Raw genomic sequence first — 14,343 nt, 5'->3', positions numbered from 1 at the left:
ACGCACACGCGGCGCAAAGCAGGTTTTCGCTTTCGTGCGCGATGCAGCGCGGCTCGGTTCCTAGACTGCGCCGATGCATCACCCCACCATCTCCCCTCCCCTGTTCGACGGCACCGTCGCGCTCGTCAGCGGCGCGAGCCAGGGCATCGGCCGCGCGATCGCGCTGCGCCTGCTCGACGCCGGCTGCCGCGTCGCGATCACCGACGTGCAGCTCGACAATGCCCGCGAAGCCATGGCCGGCCTCGACGCCGCATCGGCCGCGCGCTGCCGCGCCTTCGCGCTCGACGTGCGCGACGCCGCGCAATGCGCCGCGGTGGTGGCCGAACTCGCTGCCGACTGGGGCCCCGTCGGCGTGCTGGTCAACAACGCGGGCGTCGGCGGGCGCAGCCAATCGACCGATCCGGCCGCGCTGGCCGAAGACCTCGACCGCGTGATGGCCGTCAACGTCAAGGGCGTGCTGCAGCTCACCATGGCCTGCGCCGACGGCCTGAAGGCGACGCGCGGCGCGGTGGTCAACGTGGCCTCGATCACCTCGTTGGTCGCGACGCGCGCGCACCTGGTCTACGGCGCCTCGAAGGGCGCGGTGGCGCAGCTCACGAAGTTCCTGGCGCGCGACTTCGGTCCGCACGGCGTGCGCGTGAACGCCGTCGCGCCGGGCCTGGTGATGACGCCGATGACCGCGCAGGTCGCGGCCGACCGCGAGCGCTTCTCGACGATGGTGGCGCGCACCTTCCTGAAGCGCGCGGCCGAGCCCGACGACATTGCAGGGCCGGTGGTCTTCCTCGCGTCGGAACAGGCGCGCTACATCACGGGCACGGTCGTGCCGGTGGATGGCGGCTACACCGCCAACTGAAGACCGCGCCGCTTCAGTGCTGCTTCGGCAGATTGAGGCTCTGCAGCACCGGCACCCAGCGGTCGTGCTCGGTCTGCACGAACTTCGCGAGTTCCTGCGGCGTGCTGCCGCGCGGCTCCATGCCCATGGCGCGCGCCCTGGTCACGAACGCGGGGTCGGCGATCACCTCGTTCACCGCCTTGTTCAGCCGCATCACGGCGTCGTTCGGCGTGCCCGAAGGCGCCGAGAGCGAGTACCAGAGCAGCGCCTCGAAGTCGAAGCCCTGCTCCTTGAAGGTGGGCGCATCGGGCACCTGCGGCAGCCGGCGGCCGTCCATCACGCCGAGCACCCGCAGCTTGCCGCTCTGGACCAGCGACAGCACGCTGGTGATGGAGGTGCCGTCGATGTCGATGGTGCCGCTCAGCAGGCCCTGGATCGCGGGCGAGTCGCCGTTGAAGGGCACGTGCGTGGTCGAGATGCCCACCGTCTTCTCGAAGCTCAGCGGCGCGAGGTTGGTGAGGATCGCCTCGCCCGGCGAGCCGCGGTTGATCTTGCCCGGGTTGGCCTTCGCATGGGCCACCATCTCCTTGATGTTCCTGTATGGCAGGTCCGGCCGGCCGACCACGATCGCGGGCTGGTAGGCGATCTGGGTGACGGGCGCGAAGTCCTTCTTCGGGTCGTAGGGCAGCTTCTCGAACAGCACCGTGTTGCTCGCGAGCGTGCCGAGCGAGGAGACCAGCACGGTGAGCCCGTCGGGCTTGGCGCGCGCGACGTAGTCGGCGGCGACGATGCCGCTCGCGCCGGGCTTGTTCTCGACGATCACGGGCGTGCCCTTCTTCGCGAGTTCGGATGCGAGCAGCCGCACGTACTGGTCGGTGCCGCCGCCCGCGGCGAAGGGCACCACGAGCCGCAGCGGCTGCTGCGCATGGGCCGCGCCCGCGACCAGGCTGAGGCCGATCAGGGCGCGGGTGATGAACTTGAGGAAGGCCATGGTTCGTTTGTCTCCGGTTGCGCTTGCTTCCGCCCGTGCGGACAAGCCGGGCCGCTTCGGCGGCCTCGAGAAGCCAGTCTATCGAGCGCCCCGCGCCGGCGCGCTGCGAGGTCTGAAAAGCTGCTTTGCACGAAGGCGCTGCCGTGCGCGCGACGGCAGCGCCACACTGCCGCCCCATGAACGACAAGGCCGCCATACGCATCCTGGGGGAAACCCGCGACCTGCTCGGCGAGAGCCCCTGCTGGGATGCGCGCGGCGGCGGCACGCTGTGCTGGATCGATGCGCTCGCGGGCACGCTGCACCGCCTGCGGCCCGACGACGGCGCGGCCGAGCGGCACCGGCTGCCCGCGCCGGTGGGCTCGATCGCGCGCTGCGAAAGCGGCGCGGTGCTCGTGGCGCTGCGGCACGGCTTCGCGCGCTACGACTTCGAGACACGCCGGCTTGAGACCATCGCCAGCATCGACACGGCGCACCCCGAGGTGCGCCTCAACGACGGCAAGTGCGACCCCTGGGGCAACTTCATCGCGGGCACGCTGCACGGCCACCGGCAGGACGGCGAGCCGGTCCTCGGCGCCCTCTACCGCCTGCGCCCCGGCGGCCGCGTGGAGCGGCTCGCCGACGGCTTTGCGCTCGCCAACGGCCCCTGCTTCAGCCTCGACGGCCGCACGCTCTATGTGGCCGACAGTCCGCTGCGCACCATCTGGGCCTATGACTACGACCCCGAGGGCCCGCTCGCCAACCGCCGCGTCTTCGCGCGGACCGAGCACTTCGCCTCGGGCCCCGACGGCGCCACCGTGGATGCCGAGGGCTTCGTCTGGAGCGTGCTGCCGCGCGCCGCGAAGATGGCGCGCTTCGCGCCCGACGGCAGCGTCGAGCGCAGCATCGACCTGCCCGCGACGTACCCGACCAGCCTGTGCTTCGGCGGCCCGGAACTCGACCGCGTCTACCTGACCTCGATCTCGAAGAGCACCAACCTCACGGGCAGCGCACCACAGGACGGCGCGCTGTTCGAGCTGCGGGGGCTGCCGGCGCCGGGTCTGCCGGCGCACCGCTTCGCGGACTGATCAGGGCGGCGCGCCGCGCTCGCGCAGCGCCTCGGCCACGTAGTCGACGAAGGCCCGCACCTTGAGCGGCAGCGTGCGGCTCTTGCGGAACACCGCGTAGATGCCGTTGGAGAACTGCCGCACCGCGAAGCGGTAGTCGGGCAGCACGCGCACCAGCGTACCGTCGTCGAGGCAGCTGCGCACCGTCGCTTCGGACAGCAGCGCGATGCCCATGCCGCCGATGGCCGCGAGCCTCAGCACCTCGCCGTTGTTGGCGCTCATCACGCCTTCGATCGCAAGCTCCTGCTGCACGCCCTCTTCGTCGATGTACTTCCAGGTGGTGGCCTCGCGCTCGCGGCGGTAGGTCAGGCAGCGCACCTCCGCGAGGTCGCGCGGATGGCGGATGCGCTTGTGCACCTTCATGAAGGCCGGGCTCGCGACCAGCACCTCGTCGCTGCTCAGCAGCCGCTTGATGACGAAGCTCGAATCGTTCGACTCGCCGGTACGGATGTCGACGTCGAAGTCCTGCTCGACGAGGTTGACCGGATGCTCCGAGAGTTCGAGTTCGAGCCGGATGTCGGGATGCCGCTGCGCGAAGCCCGGCAGCAGCGGTGCGATCACGCGCAGCCCGAGCTGGGTGCGCGAATGGATGCGCAGCCGCCCCTCGGGCAGCAGCTTGGCGTTGCGCGCGGCCTCCTCGGCGCGCGCCATGGCCTCGAGCACTTCCTCGGCATGTTCGAGGAAGGCCTGCCCGGCTTCGGTCACTTTGAGGTTGCGGCTGGTGCGGTCGACCAGCTGCACGCCGAGCTCGTCCTCCAGCGCGCTGATGCGGCGCGAGATCGTCGCGGGCGAGAGGCTCAGGCTGCGCCCCGCGGCCGAGAGGCTGCCCTTCCTCTGGACGATGACGAAGATCCGCAGCGAGTCGAGCGCCTTCATTTCAATCCACGCAAAGAAGCTGTGCGAAGCATGGTGCGCCGCATGCGGACCCCGCTCCTACGATGCCAGGCACGCAACCCGCCAACACAAGGAGCCCAGCGATGGATTTCGGAATCTTCATATTGATGCAGCAACGGAACAAGCATAAGACGTCCCACCAGATCCTTCGCGACGCGGTGGAGCAGACGCGGCTGGCCGACGAGCTGGGCTTCGGCGCGGCCTGGTATGCCGAACACCATTTCAGCAACTACGGCATGTGCTCCTCGCCGCTGACCATGATCGCGCACTGCGCCGCGGTCACGCGACGGATCCGGCTGGGTACCGGCATTGTCGTCGCACCGCTGTACACCCCGGCGCGCCTGATCGCCGACGTGGCGATGGTCGACCAGCTCTCCAACGGCCGGTTGAACCTGGGCATCGGCTCGGGCTACCAGCACTTCGAGTTCGAGCGCTTCGGCGTCTCGCTCGACACCGCCAAGGGCCGCACCTTCGAGATGCTCGACATGCTCGAGATGGGCCTGGCGCAGCCCAAGTTCAGCTACGAGGGCGAGTTCTACCAGCAGCCGATGAGCGCGATCAGCCAGCGCGCGGTGCAGCAGCCGATGCCGCCGATGTGGATCACCAGCGTGGACCCGGCCTTCCTCTCGCGTGCGATCCGGTCCAACCACCATGTGTTCGTCTCGGGCGGCGACGGCGGCCTGGAGAAGCTCGCGGGCACGCGCGCCCTGATCGACAAGGTGGCGCGCGCCGAGGGCAAGGACCCGGCGGGCGTGCAGGTGGGCCTGCTGCGCGCCGCCTATGCCAGCGACAACAAGGACGAGGTCGAGCGCTACCTCGACTGCGCGCGCTACCAGCGCCGCATCGCCGTGAGCCTGAAGCGCCGCACCGCGCAGATCGCCGACGACTACCAGGTCGAGGAAGGCATCGTCGAGGGCGAACCCACGCTCGACGAGATGCGCGCGCTGCTGCCGGTGGGCTCCATCGACACCGTGATCGAGCGCGTGGTCGCCGAGATCCGCACGCTCAAGCCGGTGCACTACTGCTTCCAGACGCAGATGGGCGACTTCGACCATCCGACCATGCTGCGCCAGCTCGAGACCTGGGCCAAGGTGATCATCCCCGCGGTGCGGCAGGAGATCGCCAACGACCCGCCGCACGTCGCGGCGCCCGCGCCCGAACTCGCGGCGGCCTGAGCCGCGCGGCAGCCAGGAGACGCCATGTCCGAAGTCGCCGAACGCGAGGCCCGCGCGGCCTCACCCGCCGTCGAGCCCGCGCTGTTCCGCCAGCTGCTCGGCTGCTTTCCGACCGGCGTGGCCGTGATCACCACACGCACGCCCGAAGGCGAGCCCGCGGGCCTGACCTGCAACTCGTTCAGCTCGGTCTCGCTCGAGCCGCCGCTGGTGCTGTTCAGCCTGCGCAAGGCGAGCCGGCTGCTCGCCACCTTCGAGCAGGCCGAGGGCTTCGCGATCAACATCCTCTCGGCGCAGCAGGACGCGCTCTCGGCGCGCTTCGCCTCCAGCAAGGTCGAGCGCAAGTTCGAGGGCGTGGCCTGGCGCCCGGGGCGACTCGGCATGCCGCTGATCGACGACTGCCTCGCGAGCTTCGAATGCAGCGTGTTCGCACGCCACGAGGCCGGCGACCATGTGGTCTGCATCGGCGAGGTGCGCCACATGGGCGCGGGCGCGGCCGACCAGGCGCTGGTGTTCTACAAGGGCGCCTACATGATGCTGGCCGAATCGCTGCGCCAGCTGGTGCTGCAGGGCCGGCTCGGCGACGCCGACATCGACGAGGCCTACCGCACGCTCTACGGCACGCTGCTCAAGCTCGCCTGCGCGCGCGCGGACGAGGCCGAGCTCGACGCGGTCGAGGCCGCGGTCGACGCGATCGAGGCCCATGCCGACGACGCACCGCGCCGCGACCGCATCGATTCCGCCAGCCGCTTCTTCTCGGCCATCGCGGCTGCGGGCCACAACGAGGCGCTCACGCTGATGGCGCAGACCATGACCAGCGTGCTGCGCGAGCGCATGACGCATGTGCTGCCGGTGCGCGCGCGGCCCGACCTCTATCCACTGCGCCGGAACATCGCGCGCCGCCTGCGCGCACGCGACGCCGAAGGCGCCGCCGCCGCGCTCGACGAACTGATCGCGCAGCTGCGCAAGGGCTGAGCCACGGCCCGCACAACGAAAACCCAGGAGACGAATCCATGTCCATCGACTACGCCGCGTTCCGGCGTGAACTCGAAGCCTTCGCGCGCGCCTCGTGCCCGCCGGAGATCCGCGCCGTGGTGGCCGCGGGCCAGAAGATCACCAAGCGCGAGTACCAGGCCTGGCAGAAGATCCTCCACGCCAGGGGCTGGGGCGCGCCGAGCTGGCCGGTGGAAGCCGGCGGCACCGGCTGGGACATCCGCCAGCGGCTGATCTTCGAGGAAGTGATGGCCGAGAACGACTGCCCGCCGCTCTACCACCACGGGCTCGGCCACATCGGCCCGGTGATCGTCCGCTTCGGCACGCCGGCGCAGAAGGCGCGCTTCCTGCCGCGCATCCTCGACGGTTCCGACTGGTGGTGCCAGGGCTATTCGGAGCCGGGCTCGGGGTCCGACCTCGCCTCGCTGACCACCAGCGCGCGCCGCGAGGGCGACGACTGGGTGGTCAACGGCCAGAAGATCTGGACCTCGCATGCCCACGAAGCCAACATGATCTACATGCTGGTGCGCACCTCCAAGGAGGCGAAGAAGCAGGAAGGCATCTCGCTGCTGCTGGTGCCCATGGACGCGCCCGGCATCACCGTGCGCCCGATCCGCACCATCGACGGCTGGCACCACCTCAACGAAGTGTTCTTCGACGAGGTGCGCGTGAGCGCCGACAACCTGATCGGCGAGGTCGGCAAGGGCTGGACCTGCGCCAAGTTCCTGCTCGAACGCGAGCGCCTGCCGCCGGCCAACGTCGCGCGGCTCGAACTGGTGCGGCGCCAGGTCACGCGCCTGGTGGAGGAAGCCGCGCAGGCCGCCGCGGGCCGGCGCGACTTCAGCAGCCTGCAGCACAAGCTGCTGCTGTGCGAGGCCGACGTGAAGGGCGCGCGCGTGATGATGGCGCAGGCCACCGACGACCTGATCCACCAGCGCCCGCTCGGCGTCCAGCCCTCGGCCATCAAGATGACCTGCGCCGACGTGGCGCAGCGCCTGACCACGATCGCGCTCGACGCGGTCGGCCCCGAAGCCGCGCACCGCTTCCTCGCGCTCGATGACGCCGAGGACGTGCCGGCCGCCACCTGGATCCAGAACTACATGTTCACGCGCGCCCGCACCATCGCCGGCGGCACCTCGGAGGTGCAGCGCAACGTGGTCGCCAACGAACTGCTCGGAGCCTGAATGTCCACCACCACCTCCTTCCCTCCCCTCTTCCCGGGCATGCTGCTCGACGCGGCCGGGCGCTACGCGCAGGACCATGCGGGCGCGGCCGAACTGCCGGGCGACCCGGTGCGCGAGCTCGGCTGGACCGCCACGCTGGTGCCCGAGGCCGCGGGCGGCGTGGGCGGCACGCTGGCCGACCTGGCCTCGATCGTCGAAGGCCTTGCCACGCACGGGCTGCACCTGCCGGTGGTCGAGACCTGCGCGGTCGTTCCGCTGCTGCTGCAGGCCGCCGCGCCCGAGACCGCGAACCGCTGGCTCGAGGCGGTGGCCGAGGGCAGCGCCCAACTCGCGCCACTCTGCGCGCTCGCGGCCACGCCGGACGAGATCGCCGTCGATGCCACGCACCTCGACATCGGCTTCGAACTGAGCGGCCGGGTGCAGGGCGTCGACGCCTCGCTCCCCGCCACGCACTGGCTCGTGCCCGCGACGCTCGACGGCGAGGCGGCGATCTTCCTCGTCGATGCGGAACGCATCGGCGCGCCCGCGGCCACGTACCGCACGATGGAAGGCCCCCGCGGCGCCGACTTCGCGCTCGACGGCCTCGCCGTGCCCGAGGCGGCCTGCATCGCGCGCGGCGAGCCGGCGCGCACTGCGCTCGCGGCTGCCACCGATGCCGCGCTGCTGCTCACCGCCGCCGACACCGTGGCCGCGCTCGCGGCGCTGGTGCAGCAGACGGTCGCGCACCTCAAGGAGCGCCGCCAGTTCGGCGTGACGCTCTCCACCTTCCAGGTGCTGCGCCACCGCACCGCCGACATGTACGTGAAGTACCTCGGCGCCAAGGGCCTCGTGGTGCACTGCTTCGACCAGCAGGCGCAGCAGGCCCCTGATCTGCGCCGCACGCTGCGGCTGGCCAAGGTCTCGCTCGCCGAGACCGCGCGCCACTGCGCCGAGGCCGCGATCCAGATGCATGGCGGCATGGGCGTGAGCGAGGAAGTGCTCGCCACGCGCCTCGCGCAGCGCCTGATCGCCTCGGAGTTCCGCTACGGCGACCGCCTTTCGCATGCGGCGCACCTGCATCCGGCGCGCGCGCATGCGACGCCTTCGCCTTCTGTTTCCAACCCACGCACCGGGAGCGCACGATGAGCGTCCACCTCGAAGTCTCTGAACACATCGCCGTCGTGCGGCTCGACAAGCCGCCCGTCAACGCGGTCGACCGCGACACGCGGCGCCGCATCATCGAGGCCTTCGACGAGATCTCCGAACGCACCGACGTGCGCGTGGCGATCCTCACGGGCACCGGCAAGTACTTCTGCTCGGGCGCCGACCTCAAGGACCGGCCCGACCCGGAGAAGGCCGGCGACTTCCTCGGCCACAACCGCCTCACGCGCGAGACCGGCAACGCGATCCGCGAATGCGCCAAGCCAGTGATCGCCGCGGTCAACGGCCCGGCGCTGGGCGCGGGCTTCGGCCTGATGGCGGCCTGCGACATCTTCCTTGCGAGCGAGGACGCGAGCTTCGCGATGCCCGAGATCAACGTCGGCCTCGCGGGCGGCGTCTCGATGCTGCGCACCATGGTGGGCCGCTCGTTCACGCGCCGCATGTTCTTCACCGGCATGCGCGTGCCCGCCGCCGAGCTGTACCGCCGCGGCGTGCTCGACGAGGTGGTGCCGGCCGATCGGCTGATGCCGCTCGCGATGGAGATCGCGCAGGAGATCGCCTCGAAGGCGCCGCTCGCGATCGCCTATGCCAAGCAGGCCGCCAACATGATGGACCTGATGCCGCAGCGCGACGGCTACCGCTTCGAGCAGAACTTCACCATGGCGCTCGCGAAGACCGAGGACGCGCAGGAGGCGCGCCGCGCCTTCCTGGAGAAGCGCAAACCCGTCTACAAGGGGCGCTGAAATGAAACTGTGCACCACGTTCGGCACGCCGGGCTCCTTCCCCCTCTGGGGGAAGGCTGGGATGGGGGCAGGCACGGCGCACGCGGGTGAAGCGCCGCTCGCCCCCACCCCGGCCCTCCCCCAATGGGGGAGGGAGAAAATCCGCCGCCCACTTCATCGGCTGCTGGTGGCGTGCAGCGCCACGGAAAGCTGATATGCAGCCGCCAATGGAAGTCGGCCGCGGCCTCGACGCCGTGTTCGCGCCGCGCTCGATCGCGATCTTCGGCGCCTCCGACGACGTCACCAAGATCGGCGGCCGGCCGCTGCAGTTCCTGCAGAAGTACGGCTACCGCGGCGCGATCCTTCCGATCAACCGCAAGGGCGGCACGGTGCAGTCGCTGCCCGCCCATGCCAGCCTGGCCGAGCTGTCGCAGGTGCCCGACCTCGCGCTGATGGCGGTGCCGCCCGAGGCCGTGCTCGAGGCCGTGCGCGACTGTGCGGCGCGCGGCGTGCGCGCGGCGGTGATCCTTTCTTCGGGCTTCTCCGAGATGGGCGAGGCCGGCGCGCGGCTGCAGGCCGAGATCGGCGAGGTCGCCCGCAGCTCCGGCATGCGCGTGGTCGGGCCCAACTGCCTGGGCGCCATCGGCGTGCCGGAGCGCAGCATCGCCACCTTCTCGGTCGCGCTCGAAGCGGCATTCCCCAACGAAGGCCCGGTGGGCATCGTCTCGCAGAGCGGCAACCTCGGCAGCTACACCATGCGGCTCGCGGTGGAGCGCGGCATCGGCATCAGCCGGCTGCTGACCACGGGCAACGAGTGCGACGTCGACATTGCCGACGGCATCGCCGCGCTGGCCGGGGACCCCGGCACGCGCGTGATCCTCTGCTGCATGGAGACCTGCCGCCATGCGGGCAAGCTGCTGCGCGCGCTCGCGATGGCACGCGAGGCCGGCAAGCCGGTGATCGTGCTCAAGGTCGGCGTGTCCGACGCGGGCAGCGCGGCGGCCGCCTCGCACACCGGCGCGCTGGCGGGCTCCGACGCGGTGTTCGACGCGGTGCTGCGCAAGGCCGGCGCGCTGCGCGTGCCGAGCATCGAGCAGTTGATCGAGGTCGGCCACGCGGTTGCGGTGGCCGGCGCCGCGGGGCTGCCGCGCGGCGGGCGCGTCGCGCTCGTCACGGCTTCCGGCGGCTTCGGCGTGCTGATGGCCGACGCCGCGAGCGCGCAGGGCCTCGAGCTGCCCAGGCTCTCGGCCGCCACCCAGGCGCGCATTCTCTCGGCGCTGCCCTACGCATCGCCGGCCAACCCGGTCGACATGACGGCGCAGGTCTCGAGCCGACCCGAATTGCTGGTGCAGGTGCTCTCGGCCGTGGCCGAGGACCCGGGCTGCGACGCCATCCTGCTGCAGTCGGCCTACGCCTTCCAGATGCCGCGCCTGCGCGACGTGTACCTCGCGGCGCTCGAACAGGTGCGGCGCGACCATCCCGCCAAGCCGATCCTGCTGTGCTGCAAGGCGCCGCGCGACACGGCCGCGCAGCTGCATCGCATGGGCCTCGCGACCGTCGAGACCATCGATGTCGCCTGCGCCACGCTCGCGGCGCTGGTGCGGCTCGGCACCGCCGACCGCGTGCCGGCCGAGGTGGTCGCGGCGCTGCCGCCGGCCGAACCGCTGCCGGCCGAACCGCTGCCGGCCGATGCCTTCGCCGGCGAGGCCGGCGCCAAGGCCGTGCTCGCGAAGGCCGGCCTGCCGGTGCTCAGGGAAGCCACCGCGACCAGCCGCGAAGGCGCGCTCGCCGCCGCGCGCGACATCGGCTTTCCGGTGGTGCTCAAGATCGTCTCGCCCGACATCGCGCACAAGACCGAGGTCGGCGGCGTGGTGGTCGGCATCGCGTCGGAGGAACAACTCGGCGCGGAGTACGACGCCATGCGCGCGCGCGTCGCGCAGAAGGCGCCCGCGGCGCGCATCGCGGGCGTGCTCGTCGCGCAGATGGCGAGGAGCGGCACCGAACTGATCCTCGGCACCACGCGCGATCCGGTCTTCGGCCCGGTGGTGATGGTGGGCCTGGGCGGCATCTTTGCCGAGGTGCTGCGCGACGTGGCGCTGCAGCCCGCGCCGGTGAGCGAGGCGGAAGCGATGCGCATGCTGCGCTCGCTCAAGGCCTTTGCGCTGCTCGACGGCGCGCGCGGCCGCCCGCCGGCCGATGTGGCCGCCGCGGCACGCGCGGTGGCGGCGCTTTCGCGCTTCGCGGCGCAGCATGCCGACACCGTTGCCGAGATCGACATCAACCCGCTGGTCGTGCTCGACCAGGGCCAGGGGGCCTTCGCGCTCGATGCGCTGCTGGTGCCCGCGACGACCACGAAGGACACGCCATGAATGCATCCTCTTCCTCCCTCGAAGGCCGCGTGGCCTTCATCAGCGGCGCGGGCCACGGCATCGGCCGCGCGACCGCGCTCGCGATGGCGCGCCTCGGTGCCACCGTCGGCGTGAACGACCTGAAGCCAGAGTTCGTCGAGGATGCTGCTGCCGAGATCCGCGCATTCGGTGGCCGGGCGATTCCGCTGGCGCGCGACGTGGCCAGCCGCGAAGGCATGCGCGAAGCGGTGCAGCAGCTCGCGCGCGAGGCCGGCCGGCTCGACATCCTCGTCAACAACGCGGCCTGGGTGCGCTACCAGCCGCTGGCCGAGATCACGCCCGAGGTGATGGACCGCATGGTCGAGATCGGCTTCAAGTCGGTGATCTGGGGCATCCAGGCCGCGGCCGAGGCGATGGATCCGGAACGCGGCGGCGCGATCGTCAACGTGGCCTCGATCGCGGCCTTCAAGTCGCCCGCGCGCTCGGTGGTCTACAGCGGGCTCAAGGCCGGCGTGCTCGGCATCACGCGCGCCGCGGCGGCGGACCTGGGCGCGCGGCACATCCGCGTGAATGCGGTCGCACCCGGCGCGGTGCCCACCGAGGGCACGGCCAAGCACCGCAATGCGGAGCTCGACGCCAGGCGCATCGCGCGCACACCGCTGGGCCGGCTCGGCACCGTGGCGGACATCGCCGATGCGATCTGCTTCCTCGCGGGCGATGGCGCGCGCTTCGTCAATGCGGAGGTGATCCGGCTCGACGGCGGCGCCTCGGAGACCTCGCTGTGAGCGCGGCGGCGGACTTCGCGCCCCAGCGGCTGCAGAACGTGTTCGTGGTGGCCGAGCGGCCGGCCGTGCTGCATGCCTTCTACGAAAGCGCGCTGGGCCTGGCGCTCAAGTTCCAGGACAAGGAACGCTGGTTCCAGTACGGCGTGGGCAACACCAACGTGGCGCTGGCCTGCCGCGAAGAGGCGGCGCCCGCCACCGCGGGGCTGGTGATGGTGTTCGAGGTGAAGGACTTCGACGGCGCGCGCGAGCGCATCGAGGCCGCGGGCGGCGAGGTGCTCGGCACGCGCGACATGGGCGCGCATGGTGCAGTGATGTCGCTGCGCGACCCCGAGGGCAACATCGTGCAGCTGTTCCGGCGCGCGGGGACGCCATGACCGATGCGGCCGCCGCGCTGCAATCGCTGCTCGACCGCGAGGCGATCCGCGAATGCCTGTTTCGCTACTGCCGCGGCATCGACCGCGCGGAAGAAACCGCGCTGCGCTCCGCCTACTGGGACGACGCGACCGACTGCCACGGCGCCTGGCACGGCAGCGCGAGCGGCTTCATCGACCAGGCCCTCGCACGGCTGCGCCAGGGCGGGCGGCGCGTGCACCAGGTGACGAACATCGCGATCGAGCTGCATGGCGATGTCGCCGCGGTGGAGAGCGCCTTCTTCGCGCTGCAGGCGCCCGCCGCCACGCCCACGCTGGAGACCTTCCTGTGCGGCCGCTACGTGGACCGCTTCGAGCGCCGCGGCGGCGAATGGCGCATTGCGGCGCGCACCGTGGTCTACGACTGGATCGAGGAGCGCGAGCGGCCCGAACTCGCGCAGCACGATGCGGCGCTGTTCGGCAAGCGCCAGCCCGTGGGGCGCGCGGCGCCGCACGACGCGGTGTACGCGCTGCTGCAAGCCGTGCGCGCGCAGGGCGCCGCCGGGAGCCCGGCATGAGCGAAGCGCCCGCCGTGCTCATCACCGGCGCGGCGTCGGGCATCGGCCGCGCCGCCGCGCTGCGCCTCGCGCGCGACGGTTGGCGCTGCGTGCTCGTCGATGCCGATGCGGCGGCCCTGGCGCGGCTGCAGGCCGGCTGGCCCGCGGACTGCGCCGAAGCGCTGGGCCTCGTCTGCGACCTGACGGACGGCGCGCAGATCGCACGGCTCGCGCAGGCGCTGCCGCCGCTCGATGCGCTGATCAACAACGCGGGACTCTCGACCGGCGGTGCCGATGCGCTCTCGGGCGTGGACGATGGCACGGCCGCGCGGCTGCTCGCGCTCAACCTCGAGGCACCGGCGCGGCTGGTGCAGGCCTGCGCGTCGCGCCTGCGGCCCGGTGCGCGCATCGTGAACCTCGCTTCGGGCGCGGGCCTGCGCGCGATCCCGTGGCGCGGTCTCTACAGCCCGAGCAAGGCCGGGCTGATCGCGCAGACCCGCGCGCTCGCGCGTGCGCGCCCCGACTGGTGCGTGAGCGCGCTGTCGCCGGGCTTCGTCCGGACCGAGCTCGTGCAGCGCCTGATCGACAGCGGCCGGCTCGATCCCGCGCAGGCGATCGCGAAGATTCCGCTCGGGCGCATGGCCGAGCCCGAGGACATGGCCGAGGCGCTGTGCTTTCTTGCGAGCCCCGGCGCGCGTGCGCTCGCGGGCCAGTTGCTGGTGCTCGATGGCGGTTCCTCTGTTTATGGCGGCAGCGGTGCGCTGCCTCCGGCCGTGGCGGCGCCGCTGCCGTTCGACGCGGCGACGCGATGGCATGGCGTGGACCTCGGCGCGTCGTCGGGCTGGCGCGCTGCAGGGTCCGGTGCCACGTCTTCGGGCGATGCGCGGTTGCGCTACACCGCGGTGCTCGACGGCGCCGCGCTCGATGCCGCACCGGGCCAGGTGCTCGACACCGTGCTGCGTTCCGCGCGCCGCTTTCGCGCGGCACACGATGCGCCCGCGAGCCTCACGCTGCTGCTGCCCGCGTCCGTGCCCGACACCGACTGGACGCTGGCCGGCGACGCAGCCGCGGCGCGGATGCTCGTCGCCACGCTCGCCGCCGAATGGGGTGCCCTGGGCCTGCGCATCAACGCGCTCCAGCCCGCCGCGGGCGTGACGGCGGCCGACTGCATGCCGCTCGTCGACTACATCGCCGGCGCGCGCGCACAGTTCCTCACCGGGCAGGTGCTGCGGCCCGGCGCAGGTCGATTCGAACCACAAGGAGACTGACCCC

The 14,343-nt window shown here is 71.8% G+C and carries 14 protein-coding genes; 12 read left to right on the top strand and 2 right to left on the bottom strand.

The window, feature by feature from the left end; genetic code table 11:
• The first annotated feature begins 73 nt into the window (after positions 1-73).
• Positions 74-853, top strand: a complete 780-nt coding sequence (locus M2165_RS00615) for an SDR family oxidoreductase (protein WP_280812727.1) — start codon at positions 74-76, stop codon at positions 851-853.
• A gap of 13 nt (positions 854-866) precedes the next feature.
• Here M2165_RS00615 and M2165_RS00610 read toward each other — a convergent pair whose 3' ends face one another.
• A complete protein-coding gene (locus M2165_RS00610; protein ID WP_280812726.1) occupies positions 867-1,823 on the bottom strand; it encodes a tripartite tricarboxylate transporter substrate binding protein in 957 nt (318 codons plus the stop codon).
• Between the two features lie 176 nt (positions 1,824-1,999).
• Between M2165_RS00610 and M2165_RS00605 the strand changes: the two genes are divergently transcribed.
• A complete protein-coding gene (locus tag M2165_RS00605) occupies positions 2,000-2,887 on the top strand; it encodes an SMP-30/gluconolactonase/LRE family protein (RefSeq protein ID WP_280812725.1) in 888 nt (295 codons plus the stop codon).
• On the opposite strand, the gene M2165_RS00600 is transcribed toward M2165_RS00605, so the two are convergent.
• Entirely contained in the window at positions 2,888-3,802 is a 915-nt protein-coding gene (locus M2165_RS00600) for a LysR family transcriptional regulator (RefSeq protein ID WP_280812724.1), read from the bottom strand. It lies immediately after the preceding gene.
• 101 nt (positions 3,803-3,903) lie between these two features.
• On the opposite strand from M2165_RS00600, the gene M2165_RS00595 reads away from it, so the two are divergent.
• The 10 genes from M2165_RS00595 (at position 3,904) to M2165_RS00550 (ending at position 14,339) form a co-directional block, all read left to right on the top strand.
• The gene (locus tag M2165_RS00595; protein WP_280812723.1) at positions 3,904-4,995 is read left to right on the top strand and encodes an LLM class flavin-dependent oxidoreductase; all 1,092 of its coding nucleotides are present in this window, start codon (positions 3,904-3,906) and stop codon (positions 4,993-4,995) included.
• Between the two features lie 24 nt (positions 4,996-5,019).
• On the top strand, positions 5,020-5,967 hold the full coding sequence (locus M2165_RS00590; protein ID WP_280812722.1) for a flavin reductase: 948 nt from the start codon (positions 5,020-5,022) through the stop codon (positions 5,965-5,967).
• 38 nt (positions 5,968-6,005) lie between these two features.
• Positions 6,006-7,169, top strand: a complete 1,164-nt coding sequence (locus tag M2165_RS00585; RefSeq protein ID WP_280812721.1) for an acyl-CoA dehydrogenase family protein — start codon at positions 6,006-6,008, stop codon at positions 7,167-7,169.
• Complete coding sequence (locus tag M2165_RS00580) at positions 7,170-8,294, top strand: acyl-CoA dehydrogenase family protein (RefSeq protein WP_280812720.1); 1,125 nt, start codon at positions 7,170-7,172, stop codon at positions 8,292-8,294.
• On the top strand, positions 8,291-9,052 hold the full coding sequence (locus tag M2165_RS00575) for an enoyl-CoA hydratase/isomerase family protein (protein WP_280812719.1): 762 nt from the start codon (positions 8,291-8,293) through the stop codon (positions 9,050-9,052). The genes M2165_RS00580 and M2165_RS00575 overlap by 4 nt, the downstream gene beginning before the upstream one ends.
• A gap of 206 nt (positions 9,053-9,258) precedes the next feature.
• A complete protein-coding gene (locus M2165_RS00570; RefSeq protein WP_280812718.1) occupies positions 9,259-11,400 on the top strand; it encodes an acetate--CoA ligase family protein in 2,142 nt (713 codons plus the stop codon).
• On the top strand, positions 11,397-12,164 hold the full coding sequence (locus M2165_RS00565; RefSeq protein ID WP_280812717.1) for a glucose 1-dehydrogenase: 768 nt from the start codon (positions 11,397-11,399) through the stop codon (positions 12,162-12,164). The genes M2165_RS00570 and M2165_RS00565 overlap by 4 nt, the downstream gene beginning before the upstream one ends.
• A complete protein-coding gene (locus tag M2165_RS00560) occupies positions 12,161-12,538 on the top strand; it encodes a VOC family protein (protein WP_280812716.1) in 378 nt (125 codons plus the stop codon). The genes M2165_RS00565 and M2165_RS00560 overlap by 4 nt, the downstream gene beginning before the upstream one ends.
• A complete protein-coding gene (locus M2165_RS00555) occupies positions 12,535-13,092 on the top strand; it encodes a nuclear transport factor 2 family protein (RefSeq protein ID WP_280812715.1) in 558 nt (185 codons plus the stop codon). Before M2165_RS00560 ends, M2165_RS00555 begins: the two co-directional genes overlap by 4 nt.
• On the top strand, positions 13,089-14,339 hold the full coding sequence (locus tag M2165_RS00550; protein WP_280812714.1) for an SDR family oxidoreductase: 1,251 nt from the start codon (positions 13,089-13,091) through the stop codon (positions 14,337-14,339). The genes M2165_RS00555 and M2165_RS00550 overlap by 4 nt, the downstream gene beginning before the upstream one ends.
• Positions 14,340-14,343 lie beyond the last annotated feature (4 nt).

It is taken from the genome of Variovorax sp. TBS-050B, assembly GCF_029893635.1.
Classification (GTDB): Bacteria; Pseudomonadota; Gammaproteobacteria; order Burkholderiales; family Burkholderiaceae_C; genus Variovorax.
The sequence above is the reverse complement of the archived record's forward strand: the minus strand, read 5'-3'. Positions and strand labels throughout refer to the sequence as shown.

Bases quoted from the DNA above. Each gene is read 5' to 3' on its own strand.
- M2165_RS00615 (WP_280812727.1), top strand. From the start codon at position 74: ATGCATCACCCCACCATCTCCCCTCCCCTGTTCGACGGCACCGTCGCG.
- M2165_RS00610 (WP_280812726.1), bottom strand. From the start codon at position 1,823: ATGGCCTTCCTCAAGTTCATCACCCGCGCCCTGATCGGCCTCAGCCTG.
- M2165_RS00605 (WP_280812725.1), top strand. From the start codon at position 2,000: ATGAACGACAAGGCCGCCATACGCATCCTGGGGGAAACCCGCGACCTG.
- M2165_RS00600 (WP_280812724.1), bottom strand. From the start codon at position 3,802: ATGAAGGCGCTCGACTCGCTGCGGATCTTCGTCATCGTCCAGAGGAAG.
- M2165_RS00595 (WP_280812723.1), top strand. From the start codon at position 3,904: ATGGATTTCGGAATCTTCATATTGATGCAGCAACGGAACAAGCATAAG.
- M2165_RS00590 (WP_280812722.1), top strand. From the start codon at position 5,020: ATGTCCGAAGTCGCCGAACGCGAGGCCCGCGCGGCCTCACCCGCCGTC.
- M2165_RS00585 (WP_280812721.1), top strand. From the start codon at position 6,006: ATGTCCATCGACTACGCCGCGTTCCGGCGTGAACTCGAAGCCTTCGCG.
- M2165_RS00580 (WP_280812720.1), top strand. From the start codon at position 7,170: ATGTCCACCACCACCTCCTTCCCTCCCCTCTTCCCGGGCATGCTGCTC.
- M2165_RS00575 (WP_280812719.1), top strand. From the start codon at position 8,291: ATGAGCGTCCACCTCGAAGTCTCTGAACACATCGCCGTCGTGCGGCTC.
- M2165_RS00570 (WP_280812718.1), top strand. From the start codon at position 9,259: ATGGAAGTCGGCCGCGGCCTCGACGCCGTGTTCGCGCCGCGCTCGATC.
- M2165_RS00565 (WP_280812717.1), top strand. From the start codon at position 11,397: ATGAATGCATCCTCTTCCTCCCTCGAAGGCCGCGTGGCCTTCATCAGC.
- M2165_RS00555 (WP_280812715.1), top strand. From the start codon at position 12,535: ATGACCGATGCGGCCGCCGCGCTGCAATCGCTGCTCGACCGCGAGGCG.
- M2165_RS00550 (WP_280812714.1), top strand. From the start codon at position 13,089: ATGAGCGAAGCGCCCGCCGTGCTCATCACCGGCGCGGCGTCGGGCATC.